Genomic DNA, 17,987 nt, shown 5'->3' on the forward strand with positions numbered 1-17,987 from the left:
TTTCTCGGGTATTGAAAATAATTTTCTTCATGTAAAGAAGCCGGATGATATCGCTATAATTAACAATCAACGAGGTATTGTGATCAGGGAAAAATTAAGGAGATTTCCTGCTGTTTATGTTGTTCCATCAAATTCGAAAGAACCAAGAGTGAAGGTTAGGGCTTTGAGCTTACTGAAAACTAAAAGGAATAGAACCAATAGATTTAATCCTGGAAGAAATAGAACAATTTATTGAATAGCAAATCAGAAATAAGTTAGAAGATTTATTGGCCCCTAAAATCAAGAAGGTGATTAGGGATAAAGCTCCTCTAAGAATGGACAAACATAACAAGGACATGGGTAAGGGTGCTTCCGACTGTGTCAATCGAAGGAAATAATAGAGATGAAGGACTAATATATAATTTCCTGAAATCATGAACATAAAATTTTTTAAAGTATTTTATTTGAATTTTACCTAATGAAGAAGAATTATGGGTTATTTTGATAAAGTGTTTTTAAGTAGGTGATGAAAATATTAGATAAATTTATTAATGACTTCTTTGTTTTTTATGATAAAAGAACCAAAAAGGGGTATCAAGTGATAGGGAAAAAGATGACATTTACATTCTTTGGAACTATAATACTCCTAATTGTTGCTTCTTATTTGTTATCAGTTAACCAAGAGTTATGGATGCTATTACTGGTAGTGATCTTAGTATTAGCATTATTTAAGACGAATAAGAAAGTAGATAAAATACTTTTAAGAAGCGTAGAGAAAAAGAGGTCAGAGCATAAAGAATATATATCAAAATATTTAAAAGATGAACTAGGTTTCAATAAATCTATACAGTATAAAGAAATCTCATTGTTACTAAAAAATAAAGGAGATAGGGAAACCCTTACTTACAATCTAACTCCATATCTAGCCATGATATTAACAGCTATTGTTACTACATTAGGTTTAATTGCCAAAGAGGGTTTGAGCCATGTTACGTCTCTAATAGAACTCCTAATTATTATTACGGTGGTTCTTGTTTCAGTAAACCCAGTAGTTAACGGGTTTAGCAACTTATTTTTAAATACCAGACCAAAAAAGGTTTTACAAATCTCCGAAATTATTCAGGAATTGTTTATTGAGAAGTCGGTGCAAGAACATAGTATGGAAACAAGAGATAAAATAATATGAATAAACAGGTACTGGGGAAATACCGTTTTTCAAATTAAAAGACCAAATACCGGTGGTAGAGTAGCATACGGATTATATTAGAACTAATTGAAAGAGAAGATACTACAAGGTATGAGTGAATAAAGTGGTGAATCCCCTTTTTTAATTCTTTTCTCCTTAACTCTTTCTTCAACTATGTCTAACTAAAATAAACACCTGACAATAAGAATAAACATTTGCTATTTCGACTCTGATTTCGTAAAAATAAACATTTGCGAATTCGGGGTCTTTTTCGTCCAATTCCTTGGCCTCTCAATTTTCTCTTCCTTCCATTATTCCCAACACTCTATTTAAATCTTGAAAAAAGGTGAAAATGATTTTTATTAAAATTAAAAGTTAAAATGTAGGAGTTCCGCAGTAAAACTCTATTTTAACTGCGGGTTGGAAGAGGAGGCGAAATCAGGTGTTCGGGTAGAATTATATAGCAGAAGGGAAAAATGAAATTCTTTGGGGAGTGATTTTTAGTAGGTACATATAATAGACGAAGAACAAGAGTCTTATATAGAGGAAAATAAAAAGGACTGTTCTGATTTAACAGGTCAGCCCTTTATTAAGGAGAAAATTTTTTTATTCAAAGGGAGTTAATTCATTCTCCGTTACCCATTTATGATTTTCCACTTCTTCTCCGGTTTCCGTATCTGTATAGCTTACCATGTAGACAGTAGTACCTTTTGCAGAATCAATGGTAGCAGTAGCTCCTTCCATGCCTTCCATATGATCTGCCTCAAGAACAACTTCATCTCCTTGTTCATTTGGTTGTTCTTTTGTATTCTCGATTTCTTCATGGATAACCCACTTATGGTCTTCTACCTTTTCTTCTCCAGAAGTTGGCGTATAGGTAACAGTATAAACAGTCGTGTCATAAGCACCATGAATAGTTGCTATAGCTCCATCCATGCCACCCATATGATTGGCCTGAATCACTGCTTTGCTACCTACTGGATATGTTGGATCTTCAGCATTTGCTAATCCTTCCGGGACTTTACCTGAGCTTGAGTGATCCATATCTCCGTGTGGATTAGATTCAGTTTCCATATCTTTTTCATTTGTGCTGGATTCCGCTTCTGTGTCTGTACTTTCATCTCGACTTGTTTCCTTATTATCACCAGTACATGCAGCTAAAATAAAAATCGAGACTAAAGAAATGAATCCTATCATTAACTTTTTAATTGTCATATAAAGACTCCTTTCACAATGCTGTGCTTAAAACTTTACCTATAAAATGTGCAAAAAATATGCAGACTTAATTACAACTTCATAAAAATTCATTTTTCATAGAATAAAGGTAGTAACTAATGCAAAATTTAACTTTTTATTTGAAAAAACTTTTTAAATAGAAGTTGGAAATATTGCATTTTCTTCATGGATATAAATCAATTTGACCAATGTTAATTATGATAGATTTCTTGGATGGGATTATTAGTTAGTGGGTATTTATCTCATCTTAAGCTATGTTAATGGAGGTCGAAAAAAGAATCATTAGGAATTTTAAAGTAAAGAATAGCAAGGCGAAATAGAGTGTGAACGACTGAAATTCAATTTTAACTAAAAAATTAATTTGCATAAAAAATGGATACTTTTATTGTATTCTATTATAAACTTCACTTACCAAAATTAGGGTTTGAGCAAATATTAAAATAAAATAAGAATATTTATCCTATAAGGGATAAGCCTATCTAGCAATATGATAGATTAGTTTCAAAGAGAGTTAGGCATTTTTTTATGAGGGTAAGTTTTTCCCTGGCATTTTGTCCAACGATGTTTGTACAGGTATCCACGACATAATGCCGTCGTTATGATTACATCATATATTGTTATATTACATTCTGATTTGAAATTGGGACATCCCTTCCATTTTGTTGATAATATTTCGGACTTGGTATTTTGGTGCAAGTGGAATAATCTTATAGAAAAGCAAAATAATAAGTGATATTACTCAAAAAATTACAGGCGGGTTTCCTCCTTCTTGGTATTTTGGATACAATAACTTATTGGTTGTAGCGAGGTCAATTATGTTTAATAAAATATCTTTAAAAATAGGTTTCTTGTTTTTCGTGTTTATTTTAATCATTGAGTCTATTTTATTTTTTATATTGTACACTAATTTAGTTGATGACCGAATCGAAGAAATAATGGATAGCTTATTAGCACGTGGTAATACTCATAGTGCTGTCTTAGAAGATGACTTCAACAGTCCAACATTAGAGCATGTAGGGCTCATGGAGTCTGCTTCCGATTTCGCTGTTATTATAACTGACCCAACAGGGAGTATCATTATAAACTCTGATCCAGTCAATCAAGAAATGAGAGAAATAATTGAGCATAATGATTATGAAAATATTCCAACAGAGGGCAAAATCGTTGAAGAACAATGGAAAGAGAAAGAATATATAGTAGCAGATAGCCCAATTACTATTGAGGGTGAGCATCAAGGACACGTCTTTATGTTTGCACATACAAATGGTGTGAAAAAAGTTGTCGATCATTTAAGTGATCAATTTCTGGTTGGCGGCATAATAACTGTATTTCTGACTATTGTCACGATTTTTATTCTGTCTAGATTCATCACTCTTCCATTGATTAAAATAAAAGAAGCGACGGAACAATTGAATAATGGGAATAAAAAAGTTGAATTAAATTTAGAAAGAAAAGACGAACTTGGAGAGTTATCAAATTCTATCAGAACATTATCTCAAGACTTGGACCGTTTAAGAAATGATAGAAATGAATTTTTAGCAAGTGTATCTCACGAACTTAGGACGCCATTGACCTATATTAAAGGTTATGCGGATATAATTAGTCGCTCTGATATTAATGTGGAAGACAGAAGAGAGTATATAAGTATTATTCGTGAAGAAACAGAACAACTGAATAGTCTTATAAAGAATTTGTTTGAATTAGCCAAGGTTGACAAGAACAATTTTGTTATTTACCCTGAAAAGGTTTTATTAGAAGAGTTAATTAATACACTTGCAAATCGTATAAAACCCGCCTTGGCAGAAAAAAATATAACATTTTCAGTATACTGTCCGAAGAATATAGTAGCATACGTCGATTCGGAAAGATTTCAGCAGGTTTTGCTAAATATATTAGATAATGCCGCAAATCATTCATTTGAAGGTGGAAATGTTAAATTAGAGGTAAATGAGACAAATCAAGACATTCATATTATTATTTCGGATAATGGGGAAGGGATTGCACAAGAAGACCTACCAAAAATATTCGATCGTTTATACAGGGTTGAAAAATCGAGGTCACGAAAAAGTGGTGGTTCAGGTTTAGGATTAGCAATCGTTAAGGAAATTATAGAATCACATGAGGGAAAATTGGAAGTACGAAGTGAATTAGGGAAGGGTACAAGTGTAATAATTACGTTAAGGAGAGTCAACAAAGATGAATAAAGCACTATTAGTAGATGATGAGAAACGCATGTTGGACTTATTAGCTTTGTATTTGCAACCTTATAATTATGAGTGTACAAAAGCTCTTGGCGCAGATGAAGCCCTGATTTTTTTAGAAGAAGGATTATTTGATATTGTATTGCTTGATATAATGATGCCCAAAATGGATGGGTGGGATCTATGTAAAAAAATCAGGCAAATTTCTGATGTTCCAATTATTATGGTAACTGCCCGTGAACAAAAAGAGGATATTGTTAGGGGTTTGAAATTAGGCGCAGATGATTATATAACCAAACCATTTAATGAAGATGAATTATTAGCCAGAATGGAAGCATTATTACGCAGAAGAAATCCAAATGATTCAATTGAAATAAATGGGTTAATTTGGAATGAAACGAAGTATGAAATTTCCTATCAAAATAAACCAATTATGTTAACCCCAAAGGAGTTTGCCATGATTGGGTATTTGGTGAAAAATCCAAATCAAGTATTTGAAAGGGAACAATTAATTGACTTAATTTGGGGATTTGAATCGGAAACAGGAGGAAGAACGATTGACTCCCATGTACGAAATATAAGAGAAAAAATCCGGCAGGCAGGATTTCCTATTGATGAACATTTTATAACCGTTTGGGGTCTAGGGTATAAATGGATTAACACTCCCATCAATTGATTTCTAAATTAGAAAAAGAGGTTTTCTTTCTTAAGAAACCCTGTTCTTTTTGTCATTAATTTGTAACGCCTTCTTGATATTTAATTGAAAAACTTTTTTTAAAAGTTACTCTATGGATTATAGAATTATCAAAATAGGATGGGACTTTATTAATTAAAGATTTAAATTACCTTACAGGGGTATAGTATTATAGAGTGTATTATTGAAAAGTAGAATACAAAATAAATTCATATTATACAAGGAGAGTTATACAAGTGGATAAAAATAGAACCGAAAACCAAAAGTACAATCATAGTGAGCACAATCAGCCCCATGACCAAGGCGGGCATGAAAGTCATGGGGATCACAATAATCATCATGGTGGTCACGGAGATAATGGACATCATGATCATGGGGGTATGGTAAATAATTTTAAGAAACGCTTTTTTATTTCATTAATTATTACTATTCCAATTCTCGCACTTTCACCGATGATTCAGGATTTTATTGGAGTAGATTGGCGTTTTACCGGTGATATGTACATTTTATTTGGTTTATCCTCTATTCTATTTTTCTATGGTGGCTTGCCGTTTATAACTGGGGCTGTAAGTGAGTTAAAGGAAAAGAATCCTGGAATGATGACGCTAATTGCGTTAGCTATAACCATTGCATATGGCTATAGTACTCTTGTTGTATTTGGTTGGGAAGGTCATCAGTTATTTTGGGAATTAGCAACACTGGTTGACATTATGTTATTAGGTCATTGGATTGAAATGCGTTCTGTTATGGGGGCATCCAATGCACTTGAACAGCTTGTAAAACTAATGCCAAACGAGGCTCACAGATTTGACGAGAATGATCAAATTCAAGATATCCCGTTATCGGATTTGAAAAACAATGATCGGGTGCTTGTAAAACCTGGTGAGAAGATTCCTGTTGATGGAAGAATCTTAAATGGGAAATCAGCAGTTGATGAATCCATGCTAACAGGGGAATCTATTCCAGTTGAAAAGAATAAAGGCGATGAAGTAATCGGCGGATCAATTAATAAAGAAGGTTCACTAACGATTCAAGTTGAAAAAACTGGTGAAGATTCATATTTATCACAGGTTATCACAATGGTTAAAGAAGCTCAAGAATCAAAATCCAAAACACAAGATCTAACAAATCGTGCTGCAAAATGGTTGTTTTACCTTGCTTTAATAGCTGGATTTGCTACTCTATTTATTTGGTTATTACTTGGTTATTCATTTGATATAGCAATAGAACGCATGGTAACAGTGATGGTAATAACATGTCCACATGCACTTGGGCTAGCAGCTCCACTTGTTGTTGCAGTTTCTACTGCAATTTCTGCAAAAAAAGGGCTATTAATCCGAAATCGTGCAAATTTTGAAGAGGCACGAAAACTAAATGCAGTTGTATTTGATAAAACCGGAACCTTAACTAAAGGAGAATTTGGTGTGACAGACATCATACCTATTGATGGGTATAGTGAAGAAGAAATTTTGAAATTTGCAGCTGGTATAGAGCAAAACTCCGAGCATCCAATAGCAACGGGTATAGTAAAAGCAACAGAAGAGAAAGGGATTCATATAGGAAAGATTACAGACTTTGAATCCATCACAGGTAAAGGCATTCAAGGAAAAGTAGATGGAAAAAAAGTAAATGTTGTTAGTCCAGGTTTTGTGAACAGTAATAATTTGATATACAACGAAAAATTATTTAATAAAATGTCAGAAGAAGGGAAAACGGTTATATTTGTCCTTCTTGCGGATGAGCTAATAGGCATGATTGCACTTGCAGACATGGTTCGGGATACAGCAAAGGAAGCAATTGCAATACTAAAAGAGAATGGAATCCATTCAATTATGCTTACAGGTGACAATAGAAAAGTGGCAAATTGGGTCGCCAAGCAATTGGGTATAGATGAAGTTTATGCTGAAGTGTTGCCAGATGATAAGGCCAATCAGGTGAAAAGAATTCAAGAAAAGGGGTGGAAGGTTGCAATGACAGGGGATGGAGTCAATGATGCTCCTGCACTTGCAACAGCAGACTTAGGTATTGCAATCGGAGCGGGAACGGATGTAGCGATGGAGACTGCAGACGTTGTTCTTGTTAGAAGCAATCCAAATGATGTAGTCGACTTGATGGACTTATCAAGGAAGACATATCGTAAAATGGTTCAAAATTTATGGTGGGCAACTGGTTATAATATATTTGCAATTCCACTTGCTGCCGGTGTTCTAGCCCCAGTTGGAATTGTTTTAAGTCCCGCAGTAGGTGCTGTACTGATGAGTTTAAGTACAATTATTGTTGCTATTAATGCAAGGTTGTTGAAAGCATAAAATCCACACTTAAAGTAAATATAAACCAATAAACCCTAGGATTTGTTCTATTGGAATAGTTCTAGGGTTTTTAATCGTAAGACAAGTAGTGTTTATATCTGTTTGTAGAATAGTTAAGTTATTTGTCTTAACACAAAAGAACTTAATTATAAGAGTTAAGAATATTATTCTGTTTTAACTAAGCTCTATTATAGTTTTTACTTTTGAGTAAAATAACTGATTCGTCAATAGATATATAAATATGAAATACTTCGCCCTTTTTTAGATATAATGTTCTCATTAATTCTTCTGGAATTCGAATGGATCCCTTGTTTGAAATTATCATTATGTTTTCTAATGTTTGGCCTATTAGTTTCTGAATTAACAGCTCTTTTGAATTGCTAGTTAAACCAACTATAACCTCATCCCCTGCCGTTAATGAGAGTGTATCTCTGATAATAATTGGAATTGTTATAGATTGGATTCTATTTAAGATACAAAATAAACCTGTATCAGTTAGCTTATCTGAAAAAGTACCTATTTCATACATATTCAAACACCCCATCGTTTTAAAAAAATAATAACTAGAAAATGTTAATAAATTATGCAGAAATTGAAAATGTGTAAAAAGAAAGAATCTAGTAAATAAACCTTGATTAAACCCGATTCTAATAGTTCGTTTTCCTATGTTACAAAAAGAAAACAATTAGAAAATAACACTATGTTAACTGCATTGTTGTTATACAGGTATTCTCCCCTTCAAACGTCGAAATCTCAGATTCTGCTAGTTTTCCATCATATTGAACCTTTACATTATATGTTTTGTTACTAGGCAACCAAAAATCAATAAATCCATTTTTAAACGATGTCATGGTTTCATCAACAAGCACATTACCATCCTCATCTTCAATGTATACATCGAATTCTGTTTCTGCTAATTCTCCTTGGCAGCCAGTTAAGTTATGATTAGTACAAGGATGTGTTGTCTCAACGAATGGTGCAATGGATACAAAAAATATATCATCAGGAAGTTCATATGTAGTCTCTTTATTATTACTATCCGTTACGATAAGGTCGTTTGAAGTAATGGATGCTTCCACACCCTCAGAATTTCCTCCACTGTAATCTTGGACAATTTTCTTGATATCTTGTGTCTCTTCTTCGCTTGATGTACTCTCGGTTACGTTACATGCTACAACAATTAAAATTAGTAATAAACCAGTCACTCCCAATAAACTTTTTTTCATATATCGTCTACTCCTTTTCTAGTGAATCAGTTAAATTTAGTATATTTTGAAGTATGAGTTAAGGTAATACTCATTAAGCAAGTTTTTTACATTACTTATGAAACAAATTATTATATCTAAATATATGACTATGTTTTCTTATTCACTTTAATTTGCCAATAAAGAATGTTATTAATAGAAACGGAAAAGAAAAGCCTAATACATGTCAAAATTGATATTTGTTGCAGCGAGTGACCAGTAGTTCGTCCCAAGAATGCCAGGTCTAAAGTAACCTCCTGTCGATATTGAGTGCAAAAGCACTTAGAATTGGAAAGGTTAAACCTATGCCTCCCAAAAGTAAAACCTCATGACATGTCGCTCTTCTATTTTTAGGGAAGTATGTGCATAAAGTGTCAAGATTTATTGAAAATTTTATGAAATATTAAACTCTCGCTCATAAATTACTAAATTCTAAATTAAACTGCTATGAAAATCTAAGAAAGTGGAATAAATTAGTGCATTTTAATTTCTTAATGAGGAGTTTAGTTGAAGAAGAGATGGTGAATTTTTATATCTTATTTGAAACAATTAACAAAACATTTTTACTAAAAAACGCTCAACGTTATTGACTACGTAGAAGCCTCATCATTTCAATTCTTAATGAGGTGGCTATTATTTATATTTAATTAACAAATGCTTTGATGAAAAATAGCTCATTAGCATTAGGATCTCTTTTATTTTCTGCCTTAAAGGACTCTATTGCATTTTCATAGTGGCGATATGTTTCAACTGAACCATTTCATCTATCCAGCACACGGGAGCTTTTTATTCTCTATAGTTCTTGCCAAAAGAGAAGTCGCATGTTAAATTTATAATGATCGTTCAATATAAAAGGAGTGGTTATACATGAAAAAGTCTAAAAAAAGAGAAGCTATATTGAATGAGGCAGAGAAATTATTCTATCAACATGGTTTTCATGCTATTGGTGTGAAATCTATACTGGCACAAGCTGGAGTGGCACCAATGACGATGTACTATCATTTCACCTCAAAGGAAGAAGTAATTAAAGAAATATTGGCCCGTAGAGAAAATCAATACTTTGAATTATTGGCTGATAAAACCAATAAAGGTGTTGATATTCATTTTTATATAGAGTCCCTGCTTCAAGCTCATTTGGATTGGATAGAAGCAGAAGGCACAAATGGTTGTTTGTTTTTAAGGGCAAAGCAAGAGTATGAAGGTGTAAATGAGGAAATCGCTTCTATAACTAGAGAACATAAAAAAACACTGCTAAACAGGATAGAAAATGATTTAAAGCTATTTCATGTTCCAGGATCACTAGGTGTCCAGTTATCTATTATATTAGAGGGGTTAACATCAATAGCCCAAATTCAGGATTTAGAGGAAGTAAAAGAAGCTGCAATGAATTTAAGGAAAAGTATAAGGGTTTCTAATAAATAAACTATAATATTTAGTGGGAGACAAATGTTGTAAATAATATATTACTTTGATCCCTATTTTTTTGGCCATTTATTATAATGATCGTTATATATAAAAAGGGGTGAACTATATGTATGAAAAGAAATTGATAGTAGTGGGTTTACCAATGATTGCCGTAACTTATGGCTTATCTCGATTTAGTTATGGACTAATGCTGCCATACATTAACGATACACTTAAAATGGATCAATTTACCAGCGGCGTCATTTCGTCTTTATCCTACATCGCTTACTGTATCGCAATCGTATTAGCAATGGTACTTTCTAATAAGGTTTCCTCAAAGTCTATACTGATCATAGCTGGATTATTATCGACTATTGGTTTGGCGATTATCTCTATCTCACCTAATGCAGGCGTACTAGGCCTAGGTATCTTCTTGGCAGGATTAAGTACAGGTTTCTCGTCGCCACCATACGCTAATATTATTGATCAAAATGTTGAATCAAGATTACAGAATCAGACAAATTCATGGATTAACTCAGGTACGAGCATTGGTACTGCTTTTACTGGGGTAGTTGCTATCATAATGGCAGATAGTTGGAGAGAAACGTATTTTATATTTATGATCATTGCTATATTTGTATTGATCTCTAATTACAAAGTGCTTCCAAAAAATCAACCTTTAGTAGGAAATGGAGCAGTTGGTTTTATAAAAGAAGAGTGGAGAAGAGCCACACCTTTAATCCTGGCTTCTTTATTATTAGGAATATCCTGTTCGGCCTATTGGACGTTTTCAAGAGATTTCATGTTAAATAACGACAGTGTACCTGGATATCTTGGAGAGTGGCTGTGGGTAATTATAGGACTTGCAGGTTTAGTAGGAGGGGCTGCTGGGGCATTTATAAATAAGTTTGGTTTAATGCCTGCATATAAGATTTCTGTAATAGCACTCTCAACCTCTTCTCTGCTACTTGGGGCATTTGCAGATCACATTGTAATAGGATTTCTATCGCCTTCCCTTTTTGGTAGCTCGTATATATTTATGACAGGTGTTTTAATCGTGTGGGGGATTTCCCTGTTTAAGTCCAATCCATCATTTGGTCTAGGAGTACCTTTCTTAATACTAGCACTTGGTCAAGCAATAGGGGCCTTTTTCTCCGGGATGATCGCAAGTATAATGGGGTTTCATGCTCTTTTTATAGGAGCTTCTATCATAGGTTATATAACGTTAGTATTTAAACAAGAAAATTAAAAAATGTCTTAATTTCATAGACTGTATAATAAGGTGTATTAATTAATTGATCAAAACAGGAGGGAATACCTAAAAAATCACTCAATGGATATTTTGAATTTAAGGTAAAACAAAGTTAAAGAAATTTTGAAATAGTGTTCTTAAACCAGCACAACAGATTAGTTGAACAATTGCCTTTTTCGAAACCCATATCCTTACCGACAGATTTAAAAGCCATCTCATTTCAAATTGTAATGAGATGGCTATGGTTGATATATTATATAGAATTATAGTGATTCAATAATATGGTCGTTAACAAATGCTTTTATGAAAAATGACTCATTATCATTGGGGTCTCTTTTATTTTCTGCCTTAAATGACTCTAATGCATTTTCTAGTGAGGTGGACTTTACAGCTTGACTTGCTGCTGTTAACTCTTCCCAATATAGATTCATTTCATTTAAATCACAGATAGATTCATGACCAAGTAGGAACATTTCTGCACCATATTTTTGAATGTCTTTGATCATAGGCGATAACAGTGATTGCTTGTAATGAAATAAAGAATTTGTGGTTGTACCATATGCACAATCCCCTAAAAAAACAACCTTTTCATCCGGAATATAAATTATTGTAGCGTCATCTGTATGAGTACTTTTGATTCTTTCGATAACACAAATTTTATTACCCAAATCAATCGTTAATGTATTTTCAAAGATTATGTCTGGAGATTTTAACTTAAAACTCTCCCTGTTTGGCATATCAGTTTGGATAATCTTCATACATATTGGACTCATCTGTTGAGTAGTCACATACTTTTGTAGTGAACACTCGTCATAGGACAAACCTTGCCATTCTTTTATCTTTTCTTTTGTTAGACTATTAACTATAGCAGTAGCATCAAATTCATTCATTCCTAGGAAATGATCCCAATGTGCATGGGTAATAACAACATATTTAACTGGTGGTACGTTTAGATTCTCGATTTCTAGTAAAAAATCCTGAGCATGCTGAGGAGAATTACCAGCATCTATTATAAGGCTAAATTGATCACCACATACCAGTCCTAATGTTGGTCGTTCTTTATCATCTTGATTAGATAAATAATAAATCGTATCACTTAATTTATTTAACATGTTATTTTTCCTCTTTTCTATATATCATTCTACGAAAGAGAAAATCTACATGTTTATTCTAAAATTATTAAAATAATTTAAGATTTTCTCTTGTTATTTTTTTACCATTGGACGAGTGCCTCCTTGTTTTATTAGGAAAAGTATAACACACACCAACTATAGATTAAGAAATTTCAAAATATTAATGGTTTGCATTTCAGTTATTTATAGTTCGCAGTTCGTACCTTAGTTGTAATTGAAAGGAAGGACAGTTTAGTTTAAGATGACATAATTAAACTAATTAAATTTTTTTAAGGAGAAGTATAGTTTTGGATGAAAAAGTTATTAAATTCTATGAATTCGGTAGTCCTAAAGATGTATTAAAAGTTGAATATAAAAGCATTGAACCACCTAAAGAAGATGAAGTCCTTGTTCGAATGTTAGCACGTCCTATCAATCCTTCTGACTTAATCCCGATTAGAGGAGCATATTCTCATCGAATTATATTACCAAATATTCCTGGTTATGAAGGAGTTGGAGTTGTAGAAGATGTTGGTTCTTTCGTTTCTCCAAATCTTATTGGTAAACGTGTTTTGCCTTTACGTGGGGAAGGAACTTGGCAAGAATTCGTTAGGAGTAGAGCAGAATTTGCAGTTCCTATACCAGATTCTATTGATGATTTCACGGCAGCACAGATGTATATCAACCCAATAACAGCATGGGTGACTTGCACGGAAGTTTTAAAATTAAAGCCAAATGATATTTTATTGGTTAATGCATGTGGTTCTGCTATTGGTTGCATTTTTGCTCAATTATCGAAGATTTTAGGATTTAAATTAATTGCAATAACTAGAAATGGTAACTATTCAGAGGAATTACTTAATCTAGGTGCGTCTTATGTTATAGACACCTCTATTGTTCCACTCTATGAAACAGTTATGGAATTAACAAGCGGAATTGGTGCAGATGCTGCTATTGATTCTATTGGAGGTTCATCTGGTAACGAATTAGCTTTTTGTGTACGCCATAACGGCAATTTTTTAACCATCGGTCTTTTATCCGGGATACAAGTAAACTGGGCAGATATTGTAAATAAAGCCAAAGTTAATGCTAATATGTTTCATTTGCGGAATTGGAATAAAGACGCCTCCCTAAACAAATGGCAGGAGACCTTTAGTTGTTTGATAAGGTTAATAGGTGAGGGAAAATTACAGCTTATGAGCGTAGATTCTAAGTATGACTTATTGAATATAAAAACAGCTATTAATGTTGTTGAAACTAAAAAGATAAAAGGGAAAGTGTTTTTAACAAGCTACTGAGTTAATTCTTATTCAATTAACTGGTAAAGAGAGGGATGGGTATGATTAAACTTGTTAGAAGTGATGTAAATCAAATAGATATTGAACAGAAAATCTTCAATTCTAACTCTGAATATAATTCGATAGCATTTAATAAAAAGCATTTAGAAAACAAGGACATTTTAAATCAATACTCTGAATCGGAAAAGTTAAAAACAGAAAGATATTTAGTAAGTAAAGAGGAAAGCTTTATCGGAATCTTAGAATTCGGGATGTCGAGCCCCCGTGCAAAAAAACCTTGGTTAAGTTTGCTTATAATAGACAAACAGTATCAAGGACAGGGATATGCAAAAGAAACTTATTTCACTTATGAAAATCAAATGAAGAATAACCAAGTTAAAAGTATTCAAATTGCAGTTCACGCTATAAACAAAAATGCGCTAAACTTTTGGACTTCTTTAGGCTTTGAAAAGTATGATGAAAGATTTTTTGAAGATATTCATTTTTACAGTTTTGAAAAACAATTAAAATAAAAAATAAAGGAATTTTAAAGTTTTCAAAAATAACATAATGATATTTATCTAATGAGTCAAGATGCACAGAGCACTTCACTACGTTCGTATGTTTGTTGTTTTCATGCCATCTCAGTCTTCTCTATATAATAGGGGAGGGGGGTGACAAGGTATTTATTTCAATTGTACAATATTATCTGACTTAAATGAATATTTCACTAAGAGAATAAACATTCCAACCAGATTGATAAAAAGTATGGAATCATGGTATAAATATAGAAGGAGCAGGGACATTTTCTGCTTTTTTTATTTTGTGAGATTAAAGTTTAACTTGTTATTCCGTAATGAGAGGATTTGAATATATATGAAAGAAAATTTCTGGCGTGATTTACCACGGCCGTTTTTTATATTAGCACCAATGGAAGATGTGACAGATGTAGTATTTCGTCATGTAATAAGTGAAGCAGGTAGACCTGATGTGTTTTTTACTGAGTTCACTAATTCTGAGAGCTATTGTCATCCAGAAGGAAAGCAAAGTGTACGTGGGCGTTTGACCTTTACAGAGGATGAGCAACCGATTGTTGCGCACATTTGGGGAGATAAGCCTGAATACTTTCGCCAAATGAGTATAGGAATGGCAGAACTAGGATTTAAAGGACTAGATATCAATATGGGCTGCCCTGTAGCAAATGTGGCAGGGAACGGTAAGGGAAGTGGCCTGATCCGACGCCCAGAATTAGCAGCAGAGCTGATCCAAGCAGCGAAAGCGGGTGGATTACCTGTAAGTGTGAAAACACGACTTGGTTACACACAGGTAGATGAATGGCATGATTGGTTAAGGCATCTCCTAGAACAAGATATTGTGAATCTTTCCATTCACCTGCGTACAAGAAAAGAAATGAGTAAGGTAGATGCTCATTGGGAGTTAATCCCGGAAATTAAGAAACTTCGTGACGAGGTCGCACCAGATACACTGTTGACAATTAATGGGGATATCCCAGATCGTCAAACTGGTATGGAGCTTGTTGAGAAATATGGTGTGGATGGAGTTATGATTGGACGCGGTGTTTTCACAAATCCATTTGCCTTTGAAAAAGAGCCGAAAGAGCATAGTAGTGAAGAGTACCTTGATCTTTTAAGAATGCAGCTGGATCTTCATGATAAATATGCCAAAATAGAACCACGGCCGATGAAGCCGTTGCGTCGCTTCTTTAAGATTTATGTGCGAGGATTCAGAGGGGCAAGTGAATTAAGAAATCAATTGATGAGTACAGAGTCAACAGAAGAAGTACGAGCATTGCTAGATAGCTTCAAAGAGCAGAGTGCTGAGGAAGCAGTGGAACAGGGAAGCGTTAAATAAAGGGACAAGCGTTAATTAATTTATATCCATTAGATTATTGGCTGGAATTGAGAACGGTATTAAATCGAGCTCACTCCAGCTATTTTTGTATTATAAATTTTTATTTAGAAAATTAAAAGAACGAATATAGGAGATTACAATTTTTAACCTGAATATAGTTGAGATAGTATGAGAGGATGTATGATTGATAAAAGATGGATTATTGATAGGCCCTTTTGCATCAGTCCCTTTAAGAGAGAAAAACTTATTCATTAGGACTAACCTACATCATGCTACTTTACATTAAAGCTGTATATTGTATGTTGAATGGTAATAAGTGATCGTGCATTTGAGTTTAGAAATATTGAAAGGTATCTTTAATGTGTAAAACATGTAACGGTACAGGCGTTGTTAACACAAACCATAATTGCGTAATAACTGCCGATTCGCGCCCGCACAAGCTTACAGATGTGTGGAAAAGAAGTGATTGATGAAGCAGTAAGAATTTTGAAAGGGAAGATAAGAGAGATAGAGGAAAAAAGGGAGATCAGTGTAAATTATTACTTATACAAAAAGGCTATTGCCCTCCCCCATTGAATAAATGGGGAAAGGGATCTTACTAGCTATTCTAATTTTGTTGAGATAATTATGTTGGGATTAGTAAACCATACAGTGGTTGGTGTAGCAAGTAACCCATCCTTCATAATGCCCCATTCTATTACCAGGAATATCATGAATGAATTGTAAGTACAACGTGCCACTGTAACCATTTCGTTTGTAATTATAGGTGGTAGGAACACTTCCTTCATTGTAGGTAATATCTAAAGAAATATATCTAGAGTAATTTTGAACTGTAACCTCTTTTCCTTCTAAACTAGTAGGTGTAATTGCTCTAGTGTTAGCAGAAACTACACTGCCAAACGATGCAATTAAAATCAAACTTAATACAATTAAACATAAAAAATTTTTCAATAGATTACCCCTTCTCTATTTTAAGAAATTTTATAATTATTAAATAATTCTAACATAAATTCTATTTTTTAGTCAACCCCCTCGTTGCATAACATCGATCTATGGATCTAAGCCAACTGTATCCAATATTTCAGTGAGACAAACAATTTATTTTTTTATCAGCTATAAATTTATATAAATTATTGAATATAATCGTTGAATTAGAGAAAAATAAATTCATCTACTTATTGGAGGGATTTTATGCAGGGAGAACAAAACTCACGATTAACATCATCAGAGATTTCTGTTATATGGAGTGCCTATCAGAACAGCAGCTTTTCTGTATGCGTAATGAAATATTTTTTAGCTAATGTTGATGATTCAGACGTGAAATCAGTCTTAAAATTCTCATTAGATATATCGCAGAAAAATTATGAAATGAGCAAGGAAATTCTTAAAAAAGCGAATCAACCCGTTCCAGTTGGATTTACAGATGAAGATGTGAGCCCAAGTGCGCCTCGCCTATTTTCGGATGCATATTACTTATATTATCTTAAAAATATGGCGAAAGTTGGTTTGTCTGTTTATGGTGTTGCTTTAGCAGCTGCCGCAAAATCAGATGTTCGTCAATTTTTTAGTCAAGCGATTCAAACATCGACCGAACTCTATAATATGACAGCCGACATTTTATTATTAAAGGGATTATTTATTAGACCACCTTATGTTTCAACTCCTGATACAGTTGATTTTGTCGACACAAAGAAATATTTAGGGGGAGTTCTAAATTTCAACAACAGACCTTTGAATGTTGTAGAAATTACTCATGTTGAAGCAAATACGGATGCAAATTCAGTTGGTAAAGTCCTTTTAGAAGGCCTTGCTCAAGTGGCGAAGTCCAAGAAAGTTAGTGATTATTGCACCAGAGGTTCGGAAATTGCAAAAAAACATATGAAAGTGTTTCAAGATATTTTAACTAATGACGACGTACCAACTCCTTCTGCTTGGGACGTTGAAGTAACCGATTCGACTGTATCTCCTTTTTCCGATAAATTAATCATGTTTCATACAACCTTGTTAATTGGATCAAGCATTTCGAACTATGCAACAGCTTCCGCAGCAAGTTTAAGAAAAGATATTGCTGCATCTTATGTTCGCCTTACCACAGAAAGTGCACAATTTGCAAAAGATGGAATGGATATCATGATTAAAAACGAATGGATGGAACAGCCCCCTCAAGTCCCTGATCATAAGGGGTTGGCAAAGGATTAAAATTTTCAAATAGTCCTGTACT

General features: G+C 33.5%; 15 protein-coding genes. 10 read left to right on the forward strand and 5 right to left on the reverse strand.

Annotated elements, in window-relative coordinates; all coding sequences use genetic code 11:
- Positions 1 to 505: 505 nt before the first annotated feature.
- Positions 506 to 1,165, forward strand: coding sequence for a hypothetical protein (locus AC6CHS_RS16285; protein ID WP_498237718.1), 660 nt, complete (start codon positions 506 to 508; stop codon positions 1,163 to 1,165).
- Between the two features lie 606 nt (positions 1,166 to 1,771).
- On the opposite strand, the gene AC6CHS_RS16290 is transcribed toward AC6CHS_RS16285, so the two are convergent.
- A complete protein-coding gene (locus tag AC6CHS_RS16290) occupies positions 1,772 to 2,380 on the reverse strand; it encodes a YdhK family protein (protein ID WP_498237720.1) in 609 nt (202 codons plus the stop codon).
- An 836-nt stretch (positions 2,381 to 3,216) separates the two neighbouring features.
- Between AC6CHS_RS16290 and AC6CHS_RS16295 the strand changes: the two genes are divergently transcribed.
- The 3 genes from AC6CHS_RS16295 to AC6CHS_RS16305 all read left to right on the forward strand — a co-directional run bounded on the left by AC6CHS_RS16295 (position 3,217) and on the right by AC6CHS_RS16305 (position 7,605).
- Positions 3,217 to 4,605 carry a sensor histidine kinase gene (locus tag AC6CHS_RS16295; RefSeq protein ID WP_498237722.1) on the forward strand — a complete coding sequence of 463 codons (1,389 nt, stop codon included), beginning with the start codon at positions 3,217 to 3,219 and terminating at the stop codon, positions 4,603 to 4,605.
- Complete coding sequence (locus AC6CHS_RS16300; RefSeq protein WP_498237724.1) at positions 4,598 to 5,278, forward strand: response regulator transcription factor; 681 nt, start codon at positions 4,598 to 4,600, stop codon at positions 5,276 to 5,278. The genes AC6CHS_RS16295 and AC6CHS_RS16300 overlap by 8 nt, the downstream gene beginning before the upstream one ends.
- A 470-nt stretch (positions 5,279 to 5,748) precedes the next feature.
- Positions 5,749 to 7,605, forward strand: coding sequence for a heavy metal translocating P-type ATPase (locus tag AC6CHS_RS16305; protein WP_498237942.1), 1,857 nt, complete (start codon positions 5,749 to 5,751; stop codon positions 7,603 to 7,605).
- A gap of 178 nt (positions 7,606 to 7,783) precedes the next feature.
- Here the strand turns inward: AC6CHS_RS16305 and AC6CHS_RS16310 are convergent, their stop codons facing one another.
- Together AC6CHS_RS16310 and AC6CHS_RS16315 are read right to left on the reverse strand one after the other, a co-directional pair.
- Positions 7,784 to 8,134 (reverse strand): AbrB/MazE/SpoVT family DNA-binding domain-containing protein, encoded by a 351-nt coding sequence (locus AC6CHS_RS16310; protein ID WP_498237726.1) that lies wholly within the window; start codon positions 8,132 to 8,134, stop codon positions 7,784 to 7,786.
- 169 nt (positions 8,135 to 8,303) lie between these two features.
- Positions 8,304 to 8,831, reverse strand: coding sequence for a CueP family metal-binding protein (locus tag AC6CHS_RS16315; protein WP_498237728.1), 528 nt, complete (start codon positions 8,829 to 8,831; stop codon positions 8,304 to 8,306).
- Positions 8,832 to 9,716: 885 nt separating this feature from the next.
- Between AC6CHS_RS16315 and AC6CHS_RS16320 the strand changes: the two genes are divergently transcribed.
- Together AC6CHS_RS16320 and AC6CHS_RS16325 are read left to right on the forward strand one after the other, a co-directional pair.
- A complete protein-coding gene (locus AC6CHS_RS16320; RefSeq protein WP_498237730.1) occupies positions 9,717 to 10,271 on the forward strand; it encodes a TetR/AcrR family transcriptional regulator in 555 nt (184 codons plus the stop codon).
- A gap of 109 nt (positions 10,272 to 10,380) precedes the next feature.
- Positions 10,381 to 11,502, forward strand: a complete 1,122-nt coding sequence (locus tag AC6CHS_RS16325) for an MFS transporter (protein WP_498237731.1) — start codon at positions 10,381 to 10,383, stop codon at positions 11,500 to 11,502.
- A 266-nt stretch (positions 11,503 to 11,768) separates the two neighbouring features.
- Here AC6CHS_RS16325 and AC6CHS_RS16330 read toward each other — a convergent pair whose 3' ends face one another.
- On the reverse strand, positions 11,769 to 12,617 hold the full coding sequence (locus AC6CHS_RS16330; protein ID WP_498237733.1) for an MBL fold metallo-hydrolase: 849 nt from the start codon (positions 12,615 to 12,617) through the stop codon (positions 11,769 to 11,771).
- A 308-nt stretch (positions 12,618 to 12,925) separates the two neighbouring features.
- On the opposite strand from AC6CHS_RS16330, the gene AC6CHS_RS16335 reads away from it, so the two are divergent.
- The 3 genes from AC6CHS_RS16335 (at position 12,926) to AC6CHS_RS16345 (ending at position 15,766) form a co-directional block, all read left to right on the forward strand.
- Positions 12,926 to 13,915 carry a zinc-dependent alcohol dehydrogenase family protein gene (locus AC6CHS_RS16335; RefSeq protein WP_498237734.1) on the forward strand — a complete coding sequence of 330 codons (990 nt, stop codon included), beginning with the start codon at positions 12,926 to 12,928 and terminating at the stop codon, positions 13,913 to 13,915.
- Between the two features lie 41 nt (positions 13,916 to 13,956).
- Positions 13,957 to 14,427 carry a GNAT family N-acetyltransferase gene (locus tag AC6CHS_RS16340; RefSeq protein ID WP_498237736.1) on the forward strand — a complete coding sequence of 157 codons (471 nt, stop codon included), beginning with the start codon at positions 13,957 to 13,959 and terminating at the stop codon, positions 14,425 to 14,427.
- A 343-nt stretch (positions 14,428 to 14,770) separates the two neighbouring features.
- Positions 14,771 to 15,766, forward strand: coding sequence for a tRNA dihydrouridine synthase (locus AC6CHS_RS16345; RefSeq protein WP_498237738.1), 996 nt, complete (start codon positions 14,771 to 14,773; stop codon positions 15,764 to 15,766).
- 636 nt (positions 15,767 to 16,402) lie between these two features.
- On the opposite strand, the gene AC6CHS_RS16350 is transcribed toward AC6CHS_RS16345, so the two are convergent.
- Positions 16,403 to 16,717, reverse strand: a complete 315-nt coding sequence (locus AC6CHS_RS16350) for a hypothetical protein (RefSeq protein WP_106895865.1) — start codon at positions 16,715 to 16,717, stop codon at positions 16,403 to 16,405.
- A gap of 240 nt (positions 16,718 to 16,957) precedes the next feature.
- Between AC6CHS_RS16350 and AC6CHS_RS16355 the strand changes: the two genes are divergently transcribed.
- Positions 16,958 to 17,965: a DUF3231 family protein gene (locus tag AC6CHS_RS16355; protein ID WP_498237740.1), complete on the forward strand. Its 1,008-nt coding sequence runs from the start codon at positions 16,958 to 16,960 to the stop codon at positions 17,963 to 17,965.
- Positions 17,966 to 17,987 lie beyond the last annotated feature (22 nt).

Source organism: Oceanobacillus sp. GQ8, from assembly GCF_059758495.1.